Origin of the sequence: Streptomyces tubbatahanensis (assembly GCF_022699385.1) — a bacterium.
In the GTDB taxonomy this organism is placed as follows: Bacteria; Actinomycetota; Actinomycetes; order Streptomycetales; family Streptomycetaceae; genus Streptomyces; species Streptomyces diacarni.
Window position 1 is genome coordinate 2,627,216 of record NZ_CP093846.1, and the last position, 15,909, is coordinate 2,643,124.

Annotated in this window: 10 protein-coding genes; 1 reads left to right on the plus strand and 9 read right to left on the minus strand. The window is 74.8% G+C overall.

What is annotated here, in order from left to right; genetic code table 11:
• Positions 1-167 precede the first annotated feature (167 nt).
• On the minus strand, positions 168-1,004 hold the full coding sequence (locus MMF93_RS11355) for a YwqG family protein (RefSeq protein WP_242751203.1): 837 nt from the start codon (positions 1,002-1,004) through the stop codon (positions 168-170).
• A gap of 266 nt (positions 1,005-1,270) precedes the next feature.
• Positions 1,271-1,810 carry an HNH endonuclease gene (locus MMF93_RS11360; RefSeq protein WP_242751204.1) on the minus strand — a complete coding sequence of 180 codons (540 nt, stop codon included), beginning with the start codon at positions 1,808-1,810 and terminating at the stop codon, positions 1,271-1,273.
• Between the two features lie 276 nt (positions 1,811-2,086).
• Here MMF93_RS11360 and MMF93_RS11365 point away from each other — a divergent pair, with 276 nt between their 5' ends.
• Positions 2,087-3,073, plus strand: a complete 987-nt coding sequence (locus MMF93_RS11365; RefSeq protein WP_242751205.1) for a mechanosensitive ion channel family protein — start codon at positions 2,087-2,089, stop codon at positions 3,071-3,073.
• A 140-nt stretch (positions 3,074-3,213) separates the two neighbouring features.
• Here MMF93_RS11365 and MMF93_RS33800 read toward each other — a convergent pair whose 3' ends face one another.
• The 7 genes from MMF93_RS33800 to MMF93_RS11405 all read right to left on the minus strand — a co-directional run bounded on the left by MMF93_RS33800 (position 3,214) and on the right by MMF93_RS11405 (position 15,814).
• Positions 3,214-5,664, minus strand: a complete 2,451-nt coding sequence (locus MMF93_RS33800) for an FHA domain-containing protein (RefSeq protein ID WP_479685624.1) — start codon at positions 5,662-5,664, stop codon at positions 3,214-3,216.
• A gap of 84 nt (positions 5,665-5,748) precedes the next feature.
• A complete protein-coding gene (locus MMF93_RS11380) occupies positions 5,749-7,098 on the minus strand; it encodes a vWA domain-containing protein (RefSeq protein WP_242751206.1) in 1,350 nt (449 codons plus the stop codon).
• 179 nt (positions 7,099-7,277) lie between these two features.
• A complete protein-coding gene (locus MMF93_RS33675) occupies positions 7,278-8,405 on the minus strand; it encodes a PP2C family protein-serine/threonine phosphatase (protein ID WP_423835399.1) in 1,128 nt (375 codons plus the stop codon).
• 662 nt (positions 8,406-9,067) lie between these two features.
• Entirely contained in the window at positions 9,068-11,851 is a 2,784-nt protein-coding gene (locus MMF93_RS11390; protein WP_242751208.1) for a serine/threonine-protein kinase, read from the minus strand.
• Positions 11,848-13,176 carry a hypothetical protein gene (locus tag MMF93_RS11395; RefSeq protein WP_242751209.1) on the minus strand — a complete coding sequence of 443 codons (1,329 nt, stop codon included), beginning with the start codon at positions 13,174-13,176 and terminating at the stop codon, positions 11,848-11,850. The genes MMF93_RS11390 and MMF93_RS11395 overlap by 4 nt, the downstream gene beginning before the upstream one ends.
• Before the next feature lie 74 nt (positions 13,177-13,250).
• A complete protein-coding gene (locus MMF93_RS11400) occupies positions 13,251-14,297 on the minus strand; it encodes a glutamate ABC transporter substrate-binding protein (protein WP_242751210.1) in 1,047 nt (348 codons plus the stop codon).
• A gap of 80 nt (positions 14,298-14,377) precedes the next feature.
• A complete protein-coding gene (locus tag MMF93_RS11405; protein WP_242751211.1) occupies positions 14,378-15,814 on the minus strand; it encodes a hypothetical protein in 1,437 nt (478 codons plus the stop codon).
• Positions 15,815-15,909: the final 95 nt, after the last annotated feature.

Here is a 15,909-nt window from a genome sequence, read left to right on the forward strand (position 1 = left end):
AGGGTCCGCGCCCGGCCGCGGGCCCGGGGCGCGGGCCCGCGCCCCGGAGTGTGGGTGGCACGCGCCCCGGAGTGTGGGTGGCCCGCGCCCCGGAGTGTGGGCGGGCGCGTCCCCGGCCGCGGGTGTGCGTGCGGGCCGGAAGGGCGTCCGGGACCCGTGAGAACCGCTCAGGCCATCTGCCAGGTGAACATCGCCCGGTCGAACCGACGCTCTTTCAGGTCATGGGGGCGTATCAGCCAGTACAGAATCCCGGAGTCGCCCCAGACCATGTCCGCCTCGTCGACACCATCGAACTGCGCCAACAGCACCCACTCGTCGGCCTCTGAGCCCGCGACCTCGCGTTCGACGAGGTCTTGGATCGATTCGGCGTAGCCACCGATCTGGTGAACGCTGTCGGCGTCGTCCTCGCACTCGAAATCGATCAACGCGTCGACGAATTCCTCCTCGCGGATCGGGTGCTCATAGGAGTCCGGGTACGACGTGCCCGGCGCGAACGCCGCCACTGCCCTTGGATGCGAGGGATCGGGCGGCGTCATCACGGTCCGCGCGGTCAGCGGGAGAGACGGGAACGGTGTGAGCTCGGCGGGCGCGTCACGCACCGGCGCGTCCTGCCCCTCCGGCACGTAGAGGACTCGGGCGCCCGAGCGGCTGTCACGGACCGACGTCCCTTCCGCCCAGGACGCGTAGGCGTCCAACTGGCCGTCGAAGAAGAAGAACAGCAGTGTGCCTTCGCTCGGAAGGGGGATGTCCACGGAGTCGGCCGGCAGCTCAGCGCAGTCGATCGAGGCGATGAGCGACAGCGGTCCGTGCCCCTCCCATACCGGCCACTCCTGTCCGTCCGGCAGCCGGGGAAGCCCGCCGATCCTCCCGACGACACCATCCGAGTCGTCGTCGACCTCCAGTCGTACGGCAGGGCGCAGGAGTTCCAGCCACTGCTTTGCGACGTCGAAGGGGAGGTGCTGCACGGCGAAGTCACGCCAGGCGTCGAGAGAGGCAGATGTCATGGTGACCATCATGGCCGACCCTTCTGACACACCGTTTCCGTTGGGTGCGCCGGCGCGGACCCGTGGGGCGGATGGGGACGGCCCCCGCGGGCCAACGGCCACATGTGATGCGGTCGGAAGGCCGCACGGGTGCGGGCTGCACGCCGCATCCGGCGCGAGGGGAAGCCAGTTGCGGTCCGGACGGAAGGCGGGAAGCGGGGCGCGGTGGGGGCCGCTCCTGACCGTCCCCCACCGCGCCCGCCACCCGACACAACAAAGCCCGGAACTCAGGCAGTGGCTCTGCCGTCGATCCGGGCGAGATCATCGTCCGCGCCGTATGGCATCAGATACGGCAGCCAGCGCGGATCCCGGTGCCCCGTGCCGATGATCCGCCACGCGAGACCGGACGGTGGCGCGGGCTGGTGGCGCAACCTCCAGCCCAGCTCGGCGACATGGCGGTCGGCCTTCACGTGGTTGCAGCGGCGGCAGGCCGCCACCACGTTCTCCCAGGCGTGCACCCCGCCCCTGCTGCGCGGAATGACGTGGTCGACGCTGGTTGCGACGCCACCGCAGTATGCGCAACGGCCGCCGTCCCGGGCGAACAACGCACGGCGCGTGAGAGGAACACTGCCGCGAAAGGGCACCCTCACAAAACGCTTGAGACGGACGACACTGGGCGCGGGTATCACACGGGTCGCGCTGTGCATCAGGGCGCCGGAGTCCTCCAGGCTGACAGCCTTTTCGTTGAGGACGAGAACGAGCGCGCGGCGGAGCGGTACGACGCCGAGCGGCTCGTACGACGCGTTGAGGACCAGGACATGCGGCACGGTGCCTCCTCGTACGTCGGCGGCGCGTGGCTCGCGCCGTGACGATCTCCCCTCAGTGTGTCCCGTGCCCTGGTCACTCCGCCACCACGACCGGGCAACGAGCTCAGCGTGTTTTGGACCACACCTCACACCATCGACGCGGGATCGAACGTCTCCCTCGAACGCCTGGCCCCATACTGCTCGGTGGCACCAAATGTGAAGCCCCTGCGCCGTTAGTGTGGTCGAGGCATCCGTTCGTGTGCCCTGTGGATGTGACTCGCACGGAAGGTCGATCCTGTGTACTGGCTGCTCAGCGCCTCTCCCCCGCCCGAAGGACCCCAGCCGCCGCGGTCCCTCGAGGACGCCCAGGACAGCGCGAGCGAGGCCGCGGGGTGGATCCAGGACAACTGGACGGACTGGCTCGCCTCCGGCGTGCGCCTCGTCTTCATCTGCGTCGTCGCCATCATCCTGCGCTACCTCATCCGCCGGGCCATCACCCAGCTCATAACCCGCATGAACCGCCGCGCCGAGATCGTCGACAGCGGCAACGCCCTGCGCGGACTGCTGGTCAGCGGAGAACGCCGGCGGCAACGGTCCGCCGCCATCGGCTCCATCCTGCGCAGCGTCGCCTCCTTCGTCATCCTGGGCACCGCAGCGCTGACCGTCCTGTCAGGACTGGGCATCAACCCGGCGCCGCTCCTCGCCAGCGCGGGCGTCGCGGGCGTAGCACTCGGCTTCGGCGCCCGCAACCTGGTCATGGACGTCCTCGCCGGCATGTTCATGCTCCTGGAGGACCAGTACGGCGTCGGCGACCGCATCGACGCCGGCGAGGCCTCCGGCGTCGTCATGGAGATCGGCCTGCGCGTGACGCAGCTGCGCGGCGACGGCGGCGAGATCTGGTACATCCGCAACGGCGAGATCAAACGCATCGGCAACCTCAGCCAGGGCTGGGCCATGGCCGCCCTCGACGTGCGCGTACGCGCCGACGAGGACCTGGACGAAGTCCGCGCCGCCGTCCTCGCCGCGGGCGAGGGGCTGAGCAAGGAGAGCCCCTGGGACGAGGTCCTGTGGGAGCCCGTCGAGGTCCTCGGCCTGGACGAGGTGACACTCGACTCCATGGTGCTGCGCGTCTCCGTCAAGACCATGCCGGAGAAGAGCCTCGGCGTCGAGCGCGAGCTGCGGTGGCGCGTCAAGAAGGCGCTGGACGCGCGGGGCATCCGCCTCGTCGACGAACAGGCGCTCGCGCTCGACGCGGCACGGGCGCCCGTGCCGCTGGAGAAGTAGCTCCGCCCCCGGCGCTCCCGGCGCTCGGTTGGGCTCAGCGCCCGGTGGAGCCGGACTCCCGAGCCTCGGAGCCACCGGGCTTCCAGGCCTCCCGTGTCGACGGTTGGGCGCACCTGCCGGTGCGCCCAACCTGGGTTGCACTACCGCCGCGTCAGCGTGATCGTCGTCCAGGCGCCCACGTGCACCCTGTCCCCCTCCTTGAGCGGAACAGGCACGTACGGCTGTATCGGATCCTCCGCACCGTTGAGCGTGGTGCCGTTGGTCGAGTCCTGGTCCACCACCGACCAGGAACCATCCGGCTGCTGCACCAGCACCGCGTGCTGGTGCGAGACCCCCGGATCCTCCGGCGGACGGCCCAGATCGATGTCCGGCGCCTCACCCGTCGACGCGCGGCGCCGACCGATCGTCACCTGCGGACCCGTCAGCGGCAACTGCTGCTCCGGGGAGTAGGCGGGCAGGTTCAGCGACGCCGCCTCCGGGCCACTGCGCTGCATCATCGCCGCGAAGTACTCGCGGTCGGGGCCGATGAGCGCCGTCCACGCACCGCCGCCCTGCGGGGCCGGAGCCCCGCCCTGCTGCGGCGCGAACTCCGGCGCCCCCGGAGCGCCGGGCCCCTGCGGGGCCGGTCCGCCGGGGGGCTGGACCGGCTGACCCGGCTGCCCCGGCTGCCCCGGCTGACCCGGCTGCCCCGGGTGGCCCTCCGGCACGCCCGCAGGTGCCTGCGGGGCGCCGACGCGCTGCTCGGCGGCTCCTGGCGGGGACAGCTCCCAGTCCCCGCCGGTGGGCTGCCCGCCGTAGGCCTCGTTCGCCGGGAACGGCCGGCCCTGGCCCGGCACGCCTTCCCCGCCGCCGGGTGCCCCCGGCATCTGCGGTCCGGGGCCGCCCTGGCCCACGCCCTCGGCTCCGGGACGCCACCCGGGGCCACCGTCGGCCGAGGCGGACTGCCCAGGCCCTTCCTGGTGGCCTGAGCCACCAGGTCCGCCCGGCCAGCCGGGAGCCCCCGGCTCACGCTCACCCGGGGCACCACCGGGCCGCCCCGCGTCGGAACCGTAAGGACCCGCGTGCGGCCCCTCAGGGCCCGGGCCGCCAGGCCTTCCGGGCTCACCCGGCCCGCCGGGGAAACCAGGCCCACCAGTGCCACCAGGCCCACCAGGTCCTTCGGGCCCGGGGCCGGGCGGGCCACCGGGACCGCCATGTCCGCCGGGGCCGGCCGGGGCACCGGTGCCCCCCGGACCGCCCGGGAAACCGGGGGTACCCGGGCCCTGGGAGCCAGGACCCATCGGACCCTCGGGACCAGGCCCGCCAGGGCTGTCAGGACGAGCCGCACCACCGGGACCGCCCGGGAAAGCAGGAGCGCCGGGCCCGTCAGGCCCGGGACCACCAGGGCCGCCGGGGCCGGCAGGAGCGCCCTGTCCGCCGGGACCCGACGGGGCGCCGGGGCCGCCCGGAAAACCAGGACCAGCCGGGCTCTCCGGGCCAGGCCCGCCAGGACCACCCGGGGCGCCGGGGAAACCGGGACCGCCCGGGCCCTCGGGGCCGGAAGCGCCCGGACCACCAGGACCGCTCGGGCCACCGGCGCCGCCGGGCCCCGCAGGAGTGCCGTCTCCGCCGGGACCAGCCGGACCACCGGGGCCGCCTGGGAAACCAGGTCCGCTCGGGCCCTCGGGCCCGGGACCGCCAGGACTCTCCGGACCGCCCGGGAAACCCGGGCCTCCGGGGCCGGGAGCGCCCGGGCCGCCATGTCCGCCAGGGCCCGCCGGGCCGCCGGGGCCGCCCGGCGCGCTGGGGCCGCCCGGGAAACCGGGGCCTGGCTGGCCCTCGGGGCCGGGAGCGCCCGGGCCGGGGAAGCCGGGGTGACCCGCGCCCTCGGGGCCGGGGCCCGCCTGGCCGGGGAACGCGGGAGCGTCCTGGCCGCCGGAGCCGGGCCCGTTCGGTCCGGGGAACGCGGGGCCGGGGCCGCCCGGAGGCGGGAAGCCGGGGGGTGTGCCCGGGGCCGGCGGGGTGTCGGGGCCTGGCGGGGTGCCGGGGTAGCCGGGGGTCCGCAGGGGGTCGGGGCCGGGCTCGTCACCGGGGGCCGGGTAGTCGGGCCCCGAGTAGCCCGGGGTGCGCAGCGGGTCGGGAGCCGGGTCGGCGGGGCCGGACGGGCGCGGGAAGCCGGGAGGCCCGTGGGCGTCGGGACCCGGGGCCCCGGGCGCGGCGTGGGGCGCGGGCGGCGGCGCGTACGTGGTCGGCGTGTGGGTGAGGAAGTTGTAGCGGCATTCCTCACAGAAGGGAGCCTGCGACTCGCGCGGCGTCCCGCACTGGGGACACAGCTCCGGCCTGCCGGAACCAGCACCGGGGCCGGGGTAGCCGTAGCCAGCGGGGGCGGCCGGGGGCGGGGGCGCGCCGGGGCCCGGGTAGCCGTACCCCTGCCCGGGCGCGGGCGGGGGCCCGGGCGGGCCGGGATAGCCGTAGCCGCCGGACGGTGCGGGTGGCGGAGGGGGCGGCGGTACGGCCCCAGCGGGCGACGCGGGCGCGTCGGTCATGCGGTGACCGCAGACCTCGCACCAGTCGTCGGCCGCCGACTGGTGGCCGTTCGGGCAAGTCGGCATGGTGAGTGCCTCCCCCTCCGTGCTCCTGCTCGGGTGCGTACCCGGCGCCTCGCCGGGTAGGGATGCGCGCCGCGGCCGGTGCGGCTAGCGCTTGACGCGGACCGTCTTGGTGGACCGCGTCTCCAGCGTCATCTCATCGGCCTCGGCGACCTTCGCTTTCAGTCGAACAGTACCCGTCGCGGCATCCACCACGTCGACCACCTTCGAAAGCAGTTTCGCAGTATCCGTGTTCCCCGAGGCGCTGGCCAACTGTACGGCTCGTCCCAGTTTGGCCGTTGCGCCCGCTTCGTCACCGGCCTTGCGCAGATCGAGTCCCGTCTGGATGGCCTGGGCGAGTTCGGCCTGTCCCGTGTAGTGCGCGACCTGCGGGTTGAGGGAGGTGGTGGCCACCATGTCGTCCGTCCACACCGCCCGCACCAGGCCCTGGGAGAGGGTCTGCGGGGTGCCGCCGTCGGGCGCGGGCAGGACGAGGGAGACCCGGGCCGCGAGCATCTCCTGGCCGATCTCGGCGGCGGGCACCTCCACACAGACGTGGTAGTCGCGTGACTCGTCACCCCATGACCCCGTCGGGTAGTCCCCGGCGCGCGGGCCCGCCTCCGTACGACGCTCGGTCAGGTTCTCGACGGTGGGCGCCACCTGCTTGACGTACTTGATCCGGGTGCCCTGCGGCGTCCACAGGCGGAGCGCCACGTCGGCGACCTCCTTGCCCATGGCGTTCTCCATCATCTGTGTGAAGTCCCCCGCGAGGCCGCCGGGGTCGGCCACGATGTCGGCGGTGCCCAGCAGCGCGGAGGCGATGCCGGTGACCTCCTTGACCTCCCAGTCGGTGCCGACTCCGCGGGCGTCGCAGGTGAAGCGGCCCGCGCAGGCGTCGAGCGCGGCCCTCAACTCGGCGGGCGACTCGTGCTCGTTGCGGCCGTCGGTGAGCAGGATGCCGTGCCGGATGGCGACGTCGGCGGAGCCGAGCAGCCGGTCGGCGAGGGTGAGCCAGGTGCCGATGGCGGTTCCGCCGTTGGCGCTCAGGGCGCGCAGCGCGTCCTTGGCCTCCCAGCGCGTGGTTCCGCCCGCGACGGCGAGCGAGCCGTTGCCCGGGTAGATCTCGCGGGCCTTGTGGGTTCCGGCGACGACGGCGAACCTGACGCCGTCGCGCAGGGTGTCGATGGCGGCGGCGGTGGCCTCGCGCGCGTTGCGCATCTTGGTCGGCGGGTAGTCCATCGAGCCGGAGCAGTCGACCATGATGACGACGGCCGCGTCCGCTCCCGCGCCGCCGTGTCCCGCATCGGTCGCCGGGAGGGGCAGGCCGCCCGTGGTGCCGCCGCCGGTGGAGGTGACGGTGACGATCGCGTTCACCTCGCGGGCGCCCTCGGGCAGGAACTCGTTCTGGTAGACGTCCACGGAGAAGCGCGGCGCGTTGGACTTGGCGAAGTTGGCCATGTTTTCCGCTCCTGTGTGTGCTACGGCGACGGGTAGGCGAAGGGGCGGGCGGAAGTGTGCCGGTGCGCGTGCTGCTTCCCCCCGGACGGTGTCCCCACGACCGTCCCTGTCCCCCGGTTGTGCGGGCCCCCTGTTGTGGTGGGCCCCCGGTCGTCGCGGGGGCCCGCGGTGTGCGCGGCTCAGGCCGGCCTCGTCCCTTCCGGCGGTGCGGACGGCGGCGCGGGTACGGGCAGTACCGCGACCGTCACGTTGTCGTGGCCCCCGCCGTCCAGCGCGTAGCCGACCAGGTGCCGGGCGGTGTGGAGCGGGTGGGTGCCGGCGTCGGGAGGCAGTGCGGCGGCCATCTCGTCGGCGGACTCGGCGTAGTTCCACAGCCCGTCCGTGCACACCACCACGACGCCTGTGCCCTCGGGCTGGAAGGAGGCGGTGTGCGGGTCGAGTTCGTAGGCGTCGGCGCCCAGCCACCCCGTGATGGCGTGCGCGCGCGGGTCCGCGTAGGCCTCGGCCTCGCTCATCAGTCCGGCGGCGACCATCTGCGCGGCCCAGGAGTCGTCCTCGGTCAGTCGCGCGGCGCCGGCGCCGCGGTCGTCGGGCACCCAGTAGGCGCGGCTGTCACCGATCCAGCCGACGGTCAGAATCCCCGCGCAGTTGAGCGCGCCGACGACGGTGCAGGCGGGCGCGTTCTTGGCCGGGTCGACGGGGGTGTCGGCGGCCAGTTCGTTGACCGCCTCGGCGGCGACGACGAGCGCGTCGTGCATGGCCTGCTGCGCGTGGCGGCCCTGCGGCAGGGCCGTGCGCAGTACCGCACTGGCCGCCTCCGCCGCGGCGGCTGACGCCTCGTCGGGGCGGGTGGCGGAGGAGACGCCGTCGCAGACGACGGCGATCGTCACGGGCGCGCCTTCGCCCGTGGTCGTCTCGGCGAGGGCGTAGAAGTCCTCGTTGCGGTGGTGGCGCAGGCCGCGGTCGCTGGCGGCGGCCACGGTGGCCAGGGCCGACTCCATGTGGTCGCGGTCGCGGGGCTGCTTGTGGCCGCAGTGTTCGCAGTAGCCGTCGTCGTCGATGGTGCCGGTGCCGCAGGCGACGCAGGTGGGGCCGAGCGGTTCGGGGCCGCCCGTGACACCGTCGGATACGCCGGTCGGTCCGGCGACTTCGCCCGTGTGCCGCGCGGGGTCGTCGGAGACGGCGCGCGGGTCGGGCCCGCTCGGTGCGGGGCCCTGCCCGTGCGGCGTCTGAGCGTCCGCGTCCTGGCCCGGTGGGGCCCCCGCACCGACAGCCTGTGCGGCACCCGCCCCGTCGACCGGTGGCACGGACCCGTCACCAGTCGGTGGGATGGTCCCGTCACCGGCCGGTGGGACAGACGCCGCACCGGCCGGCGGAACGCCCGCCTCAGCGGCGGGCGGGACCGGACCGGCGTCGGTCGGTGGTGGGGGCGGCGCCACCGGCTCACCGGCCGCGGGCGGCAGGGTGAAGTCCTGCTCGGCGGACGGGGACGCCGAAGGGGGCACGGGTGGCGGCGGGCCTGCGGGCGGAAGGGCCTCCCCGCCGCCGGCCGCCGGCTGTTGCGGGACCGCACCGGCGGCGGCACCCGGCTGGGCGGGCGGCGCGGGCGGAGGCGGCGGGACGGACGCGTGAGGCCGAACAGGCGGCGCAGGCGCGGACGCGTGCTCCGGGACGGGCGGCGGAGACGGCGGCGGGACGGCCGCCTGGCCCTGAGCGGGCGGCGGCGCGGACGCATGACCCGGGGCGGGCGGCGGGGCGGGAGCGTGGCCGCCCTGGCCCGGCGGGGGCACCGTCGGCAGGCCGTCGGGGAGCGTGGGGGTGCGCCCCTGCGTGGCGTCCTGCGCGCCGGCGGCGAGGGCGCGGGCGGCGGCTTCCAGGTCGGCGCCGCAGGCACCGCAGAAACGGTCACCCTCCTCGAGCGGCTCCGCGCAGCTCGGGCAGGCGGACAGTTGGTCGAGCTGAGGCATGGTCACACCCACGTCCGGGGGCGGAAGCGGTTGGCCCGTTCCACCAGTTCGATCCTCTCGGTTCCGGTCTGCGCGTGCCGGGCGAGCAGCCGGTAGGAGCGCTCCAGGCCGAAGCGCAGCCCCTCCTCGGTGAGCGGACTGTCCAACAGCCGTACCCCGGCGCCGGGAGGTGAGCCCGGCGCACCCGCAGGCGCGGGCCCGGAGACCGTCCCCCGGGCGGCACCAGCCTGGCACAACAGCCAGTCGAGCGCGCAGCCGAGTACCTCGCAGGTCAGCTCGTGACGGCGGACGGCGTCCAGTCCGACGTCCTCGAGAGCGGCGACCTGCCGTGCGGCCGCCGCCAGGTCGTCGAGCAGCGGCTCGTGCGGCGAGCGCTGCCGCAGGCGCGCCCTGACGGCCGCGACGCGGGCCGCGGTGAAGTGGATGGAGGAGGCCGGGACCGACTCCAGCACGCGTACGGCGCCGGCACGGTCGCCGGTGGCCAGCCGGACCCGCGCCAGTCCGAAGGCGGCGCTCACGTACGCCGGGTCGGTGGTCCACACCAGGTGGTAGTACGCGGCGGCGTTGTCCCACTGGCCGAGGACCTCCGCGCACACGCCGAGCGCCAGCTTGGGTGCCGGCTCGCCGGGGAAGGCGTCGTAGACGGCGTCGAAGGCGAGGGCCGCCGTCTCCCGGTCGCCGGTCACCAGGGAGGCCACGCCGCGGTACCACACGACCCGCCAGTCGTCGGCGTGCCGGGCCTCGAGCGCGCCGAGCGCGTCGAGTGCGGCGTCCGACCCCTGCGGCCCCGGCCCGAGTTCGAGGTGGGCGCGCAGGGTGCGCAGCCGCAGTTCGGGCGAGTCGGTGGCGGCGGCTTGCAGCGCGGTGAGCAGGTCAGCGGGGGCCGAGGCCATCAGCCCCGCGAGGAAGCCCGCGTTCGGATCGGACGGGTCGACGCGCGGTACGGGCAGCGCGAGCGCCGTCGCACCCGCCTCCAGGGGGCGCAGCGCGATTCCGGCCGCGCCCGCCGCTGCGGCCGCCGCCGGCGTGGGGAAGGAGGAGAGCGGCGCGGGCGCGCTGCGCGCGGCGGCGCCGGTCTGGGCGGTGCCTGAATCGGTGGCCGCGGTGCCCGGGACGGCGGCCGGGACGGCCGAAGCCGCGCGGGCGGCCCCGGCGGAGACCGGAGTCGCCGCGAGGGCCGCGGCGTTCTCGGTCGCGGGGGCGGCCGCCTGAGCGGGCAGCGTCACCTGCGCGGGCCCGCCGCCTGCCACGGGCCCCCGGCCGCGCCGGCCGCTGCCGCGCGCGCCCGTGCGGGCCCCCAGCAGCGAGACGTCGCCCTGCTGGGCGGTGACCAGGTCGGTGTCCACGACGCGGAGTTCCGGGCCGAAGAGGGTGGAGAGGGCGGGCCGCGGCCGCCCCGACTGGACGGCGACGACCTCGCGGAGCACGCCGAGCAGCTGTTCCGACATCTCCTCGGCCGAGGCGAACCGGCGCTGCGGGTCGGGGTCCGTGGCCCGTACCAGGAAGCGGTAGAAGGACTCGTATCTGTGGAAGACGTCGATGTTGCCGGGCTCGGGCAGGCTGTCGACGTAGACGTTGGTGTAGCCCTGGAAGTCGAAGGTGAGGACGGCCAGGGTGCGCGCCACCGTGTACAGGTCGGAGGCGATCGAGGGGCCCTCTTCGGCGACTTCGGGCGCCTGGTAGCCGACGGTGCCGTAGATGGCGCTGTCGTCGTCGTCCATGCGGCGCACGGCGCCCATGTCGATGAGTTTGAGCTGGTCGCCCTGCTGGATGGCGTTGTCGACCTTGAAGTCGCAGTAGAGCAGGTGGCGGCTGTGCAGGTGGCCGAGGGCCTCCAGCGCCTCGATGCCGTAGGCGCAGGCCACTTCGACGGGCAGCGGGTCGCGCTTCCCTTCCGGGGTGCGGCGCTGGTTGGCGATCTGTTTGAGCGAGCTGCCGCCGACGTACTCCATGACGATGTAGCCGTCGAGGCTGCCGGTGCGCTGGTCGAGGTGCTCGACGAAGTTGTAGATGCGCACGATGCCCGAGTGTTCGATCTCCGCCAGGAAGCGCCGCTCGGCGATCGCGGCGGCCATGGCGTCCTCGTCGCCGGTGTCGAGCAGGCCCTTGAGGACGACCCAGCGGTCGGAGACGGCGCGGTCCACGGCGAGGTAGACCCAGCCGAGCCCGCCGTGCGCGAGACATCCGGCGACCTCGTACTGGCCGTGCACGATGTCGCCCGGGCCCAGCTTGGGCACGAACGAGTAGGGATGGCCGCACTGGGTGCAAAACCCCTCGGTGCGTCCCGAGCGCGCGCCGCTGGAGCGGCCGACGGGAGCCCCGCACTCGCCGTTGCTGCAAAACCGCTTCCGCTCGGGGACCTCGGGGTCGGCCAGCACCACGGTGGCCGGATCAGGCCGCGGCACGTCGGGGACCTGGACGAGTCCGGCGCCCAGCCTGCCGCGGGACGAGGAGGCGGTGGAGGAGCGGCCGCTGCGCACCGACACCGAACGGCTGGTCGAGCGGCCCGAGAGGGAACCGGTGAGCCGCCCGGAGACCGAGCGGCGGGAGGAGCGGGAGCGCGCGGAGGCGCGCGCGGAGCCGGTGCGGGCCGACCCCGTGGAGCGGCTGCCCCGCCCCGGGCTGGTCATCCCCGTCGGCGCCGAGCCCAGCACCCCGCCGGGCGCCACCACGGGCGCGAGCCCGCAGGTGTCGCAGTACAGCTCCCCGCCGCCCATGTCCTCGTAGGCGCCCTCGCACTGCGGCCGTTGGCACGGCCGCCGCGGCGCGCTCGCCTGCTCGCTCACTCTGCCCCCATGTTCATCGCTCCGCCCGCGGTGTGCCGGGCCTCTCGCTGCCGCTGGGCCAGCGCCTCCTGTGCGGCCCGCTGGTAGCGCAGTACGGCCTCCTCGGCGGCCCGCAGGTCGCAGGGCGCGCTCCACAGCATGCGGCGTGCCGCGTCGTAGCGCTCGATGAGGATGCGGTCCTCCGCCAGGCCGTTCTGTGCCACCTTCGCCTTGTACGCGTCCAGGCGCCCGCGCAGTTCCGCGCGGACGGCCAGCGGCGCGGTGACGGCGGACAGTTCGGCGCGGGCCCGCTCCAGCTCCTCCTCGGCGCGCTCCTCCAGGCTCTCCAGCAGCGGGGAGAGCCGGTGCCAGCGCGCGTGCCTGCGGTGCTCGGCGGCGGTGGCGAGCTGTTCCTGGAGTGCGGTGGGCGGGCCGCTGACGGCGGGCACGTCCCAGGCGGCGATCTTGGCGAGCACCTCGCCGCGGGCGGCGCGTGCCTCGGCGAGGGTCCGGTCCGCGCGGCTGAGCACGTCGCGGAGTTTCATCAGCCGCGTCTCGGCGTCCTGCCGCACGGCGAGCACGGCGTCGATCTCGCGCCGTACGTCCTCCAGGGTGCGGGCCGCGTTGTCGTAGCGCGTGGTGTCGGGGCGGCCGCCGCCGGGGGCGCCACTGCCCGAGGTGGGTGTCCAGAAGGCGAGCGGGTCGGCGACGACCTCCTCGCGCAGCGCGGCGAGTTCGGCGGTGGTTTGCTCCAGGTCGTCGGCGGCCGGGTGTTCGCCGGGGCGCACGCCGACCGAGTGCGCCAGGGAGCGCACGCGCCCCAGTTCGGCGGCGAGCAGATCGATCCTGGCGGGCAGCGCGGACCACACCGAGTCGGCGGCGGCCACCACGTCGAGTGCCTGCGCGTACCACTCGTTCATCCGCTCGACGAGCCGGCTCAGCGTCAGCTCCTCGGCGAGTTTCGGGCTCTGGGTCGGGCTCGCGCCCGGCGAGAGCGCCAGCGCGCCCCCGGAGACGGTGAGCGTGCCGCGCAGCAGGCGGGTCAGTTCGGCCAGGTCGTCGCGGCTGGGCCAGCGGCGGCGGGCCCGCAGCTCGCGCGCCCGCTCCAGCGTGCGCGAGTAGGCCTCGAACCCGTTCCACAGCGAGGTGATGGCGGTCTCGGCGCGCGCCCAGCGGTGCGCGGTCGTCCCGGTGAGCCGCGCGCCCTCCAGCAGCCTGCGCCCGGCGTGGTCCTGGAGTGCCAGCAGGGAGGACTCGACGGCCTCGTGCTCGGCGTCAAGACGCTCCAGAGCGCGGTCGGCCTCCTCCCGGCTCATCACCTCTTTGGCGGGCCCGGCGGTCCCCATCGATCACCTCGCTGTTCGACGCGTACGTGCACTCACGGACCGGCGCTGGCGGCGATCCGCGTCCCGGCACCGGTTCAGTCACGGTAGAGCGGTTTCGGCGGTGCGGGCTTCTTCCCTTCCGTACCCACGATGTCGTCGGCGAGCCAACGCTCGTAGGAGGACTTCCACCCGTCCTCGCGGTAGTCCTCCAGCACCTTGTTGACCCTGCGGACCAGATCCTCGTCCTCCAGGTTCATCGCGACGCCGTACGGCTCGATCGTCTGCGGCTCGCCGATGAGTTCCACGGACGGGTCCTGCGCCGCCTGTCCGGCGGCCAGGGCGCTGTCGGTGACGGTGGCGTCGGCCTCGCCGAGCTGGAGGCGCACCAGGCAGTCGAGCTGGTTGGGGACGACGACGGGCTCGGCACCCAGTTTCGCGTACGCGTCCGACTCCATCATCGTCTCCGCCGTCGAACCCGAGGCGTAGCACACGCGTTTGCCGCGCATACTCGCGTCGAAGCCCTTGACGCGGGCTCCCTGCTGCGGAACCAGCAGCTGCTGCCCCGCCTCGAAGTAGGCCGTGGAGAAGGCGACCTTGTCCTTGCGGTCGCAGGCGATGGTCATGGTCCGCACGACCATGTCCACCTCGCCCTTCTCGATGGCGGGGATGCGCTGGTCGGTGGGGATGGTCTTGTAGGTGATCCTGTCGTCCCCGTCGCCGCCGAGCAGGTCGCGGGCGATGGCCTTGACCAGGTCGATGTCGAAGCCCTCGATCTTGCCCGTCGTCGGATCCCGGTAGCCCCACAGGTAGCTGTTCTGGTCGACGCCGACGACCAGCTTGCCCGCCTTCTTGATCCGCTTGACCGCGTCCCCCGCCTTCCCCGAAGCCTCGAGGCTCTCGGCGGGGTTGCTGCCGTCCTCGCACTTCTCCGGCTCGGGTTCCTCATCCGGGTCGGTGGCCGAGGCGGGACGCCCCGCGGCCGCCCCCGCGCCGTGCGCAGCGCCGTCGGGCGGAGAGGGCGGAGAGGGCGGGGAAGGCGGGGCGGGCGCGGGAGTGAGCAGCGCGGCCGCGACGAGGGCCGCGGCGGCCGACAGGCCGCCCGCGGCGGCGGCCCACCGCGCGCCGATTCCACGGGGGCGCATGCCCCCGCCGCGCGTGCCCGCCGGCTGTGTGTGCGCGGTGCCTGTGCCCGTGCCCGTCATCGCGTCCCCCCTCACCGGCCTCACCGGTACTCCGCCAGCCTGCGCCCGATACCCAGTACGGCCGCCGCCGCACCGAGAACGGCCAGCACCAGGGCGCCGGCCGTCAGCCCGCGGAACCTGCCGCGCGCGCTGTCCGCTGCCTGCTCGAACTGCTCCTGCTCGTGCGCGGTCGCCCGGCCGAGGCTCTTGTCGACCTGGTCGAAGCTCTGCCCCGTGCTGTCCACGGTGCCGATCACCTGGTCGACGGCGTCCTCGTAGTCGCCGTCGTTGTCCTTGACCCGGGCCGCCAGATGCCGCCGCTGCCACGCCTCGACGGCCTTCTCGGCGTCCCGCACGGCCTGCCGCCCCGTACGGTCGTCCGCGAGGTGACGGGCTTCCTCCAGGAGACTCATCCCCGGCGCGCCGTGCGTCTGGTCACCGGCCTTCCCGCCGCCCGCGATGGCCCGCATCCGCTTGCGGTAGCTGTCCTCGTACGCGGCGCCGCCGCCCCGGGCGACCAGCGTCATGTTCTCGTCGCCGCGCGCCTGGAGGGTGGCGATCCGCGCCTCGTTGAGCGCCTGGAGGGAGGCGGCGCCCCTGGTGTCCGACTCGTGCAGCCCCGAGCGGGCCAGCGCGTGGCCGCCCGTCAGCCACACCAGCGCCACCAGCACGACGGCGCTCGCGCCCAACAGTCCCTGGTTGAAGACCCGGTTGGTGCGCAGGTAGGTGCGGCGCTGCGCCCAGCCCAGCGCTCCCAGCGCGACGACACCGGCACCGACGGCGAGCAGGGGCCACGACGTGGCGTCCTCGTAGTCGCCCTCGAGACGCCCGCTCTCGGCCGTGTACAGCTTGCGCGCGGCGGGCAGGAGTTCGCCGCGCATCTTCTCGTTGGCGTACCGCAGGTAGGCGCCGCCCAGCGGCAGGCCCTGCCTGTTGTTGGCCCGCGCCGCCTCAACCAGCCCCGTGTAGACGGGCAGACCGCGGTTGAGCACGGTGATCTGCCGCTCCGCCGTGCCCGAACCCGAGGAGTCGGCCGCCGCGTCGGCCAGCAGCCCGGACGCCTCGCGGATGTCGTCCTCGTACCGCTCGCGCACCTCGTCCGGCTCGTCCCCGCCCGCCAGGAACCCGCTGGAGGCGGAGGTGTCGGCGTCCGCCAGCGAGCGGTAGACACGTGCCGCGTCCGCGCTCAGCGGCTGACTGTGTTCGGCCACCGCGTCGGCGGCGGCCTTCCGGTCGGCGACCTGCCAGGACGAGACCGCTCCGAACACCACGACCAGCAGGGCCAAAGCGGCGCCGATCGCGCGCAGCCGTCCCGGCTCGGTCGTCACCGCGGCCCGCAGCCGCGCCCTCCCCTCGGACCAGCCGCTACGGCGTCCCGCGCCGCTCGCGGCCGAGCCCGGGGCGCCCGGCGGCCGCGCGCCCGGTGCCGGACCCGGGGCACCGCCCGCGGCGTGCCCGGCTTCCGGTACCGCTGGCACGGGCGGCGGTGTCGGTGGCGCGGTCGGCGGCTGTGTCACGGCTGAGCCCTCCCCCTCGGTCGCTGACGGACACCCTGCCGGTTGCGCTCGCCCCC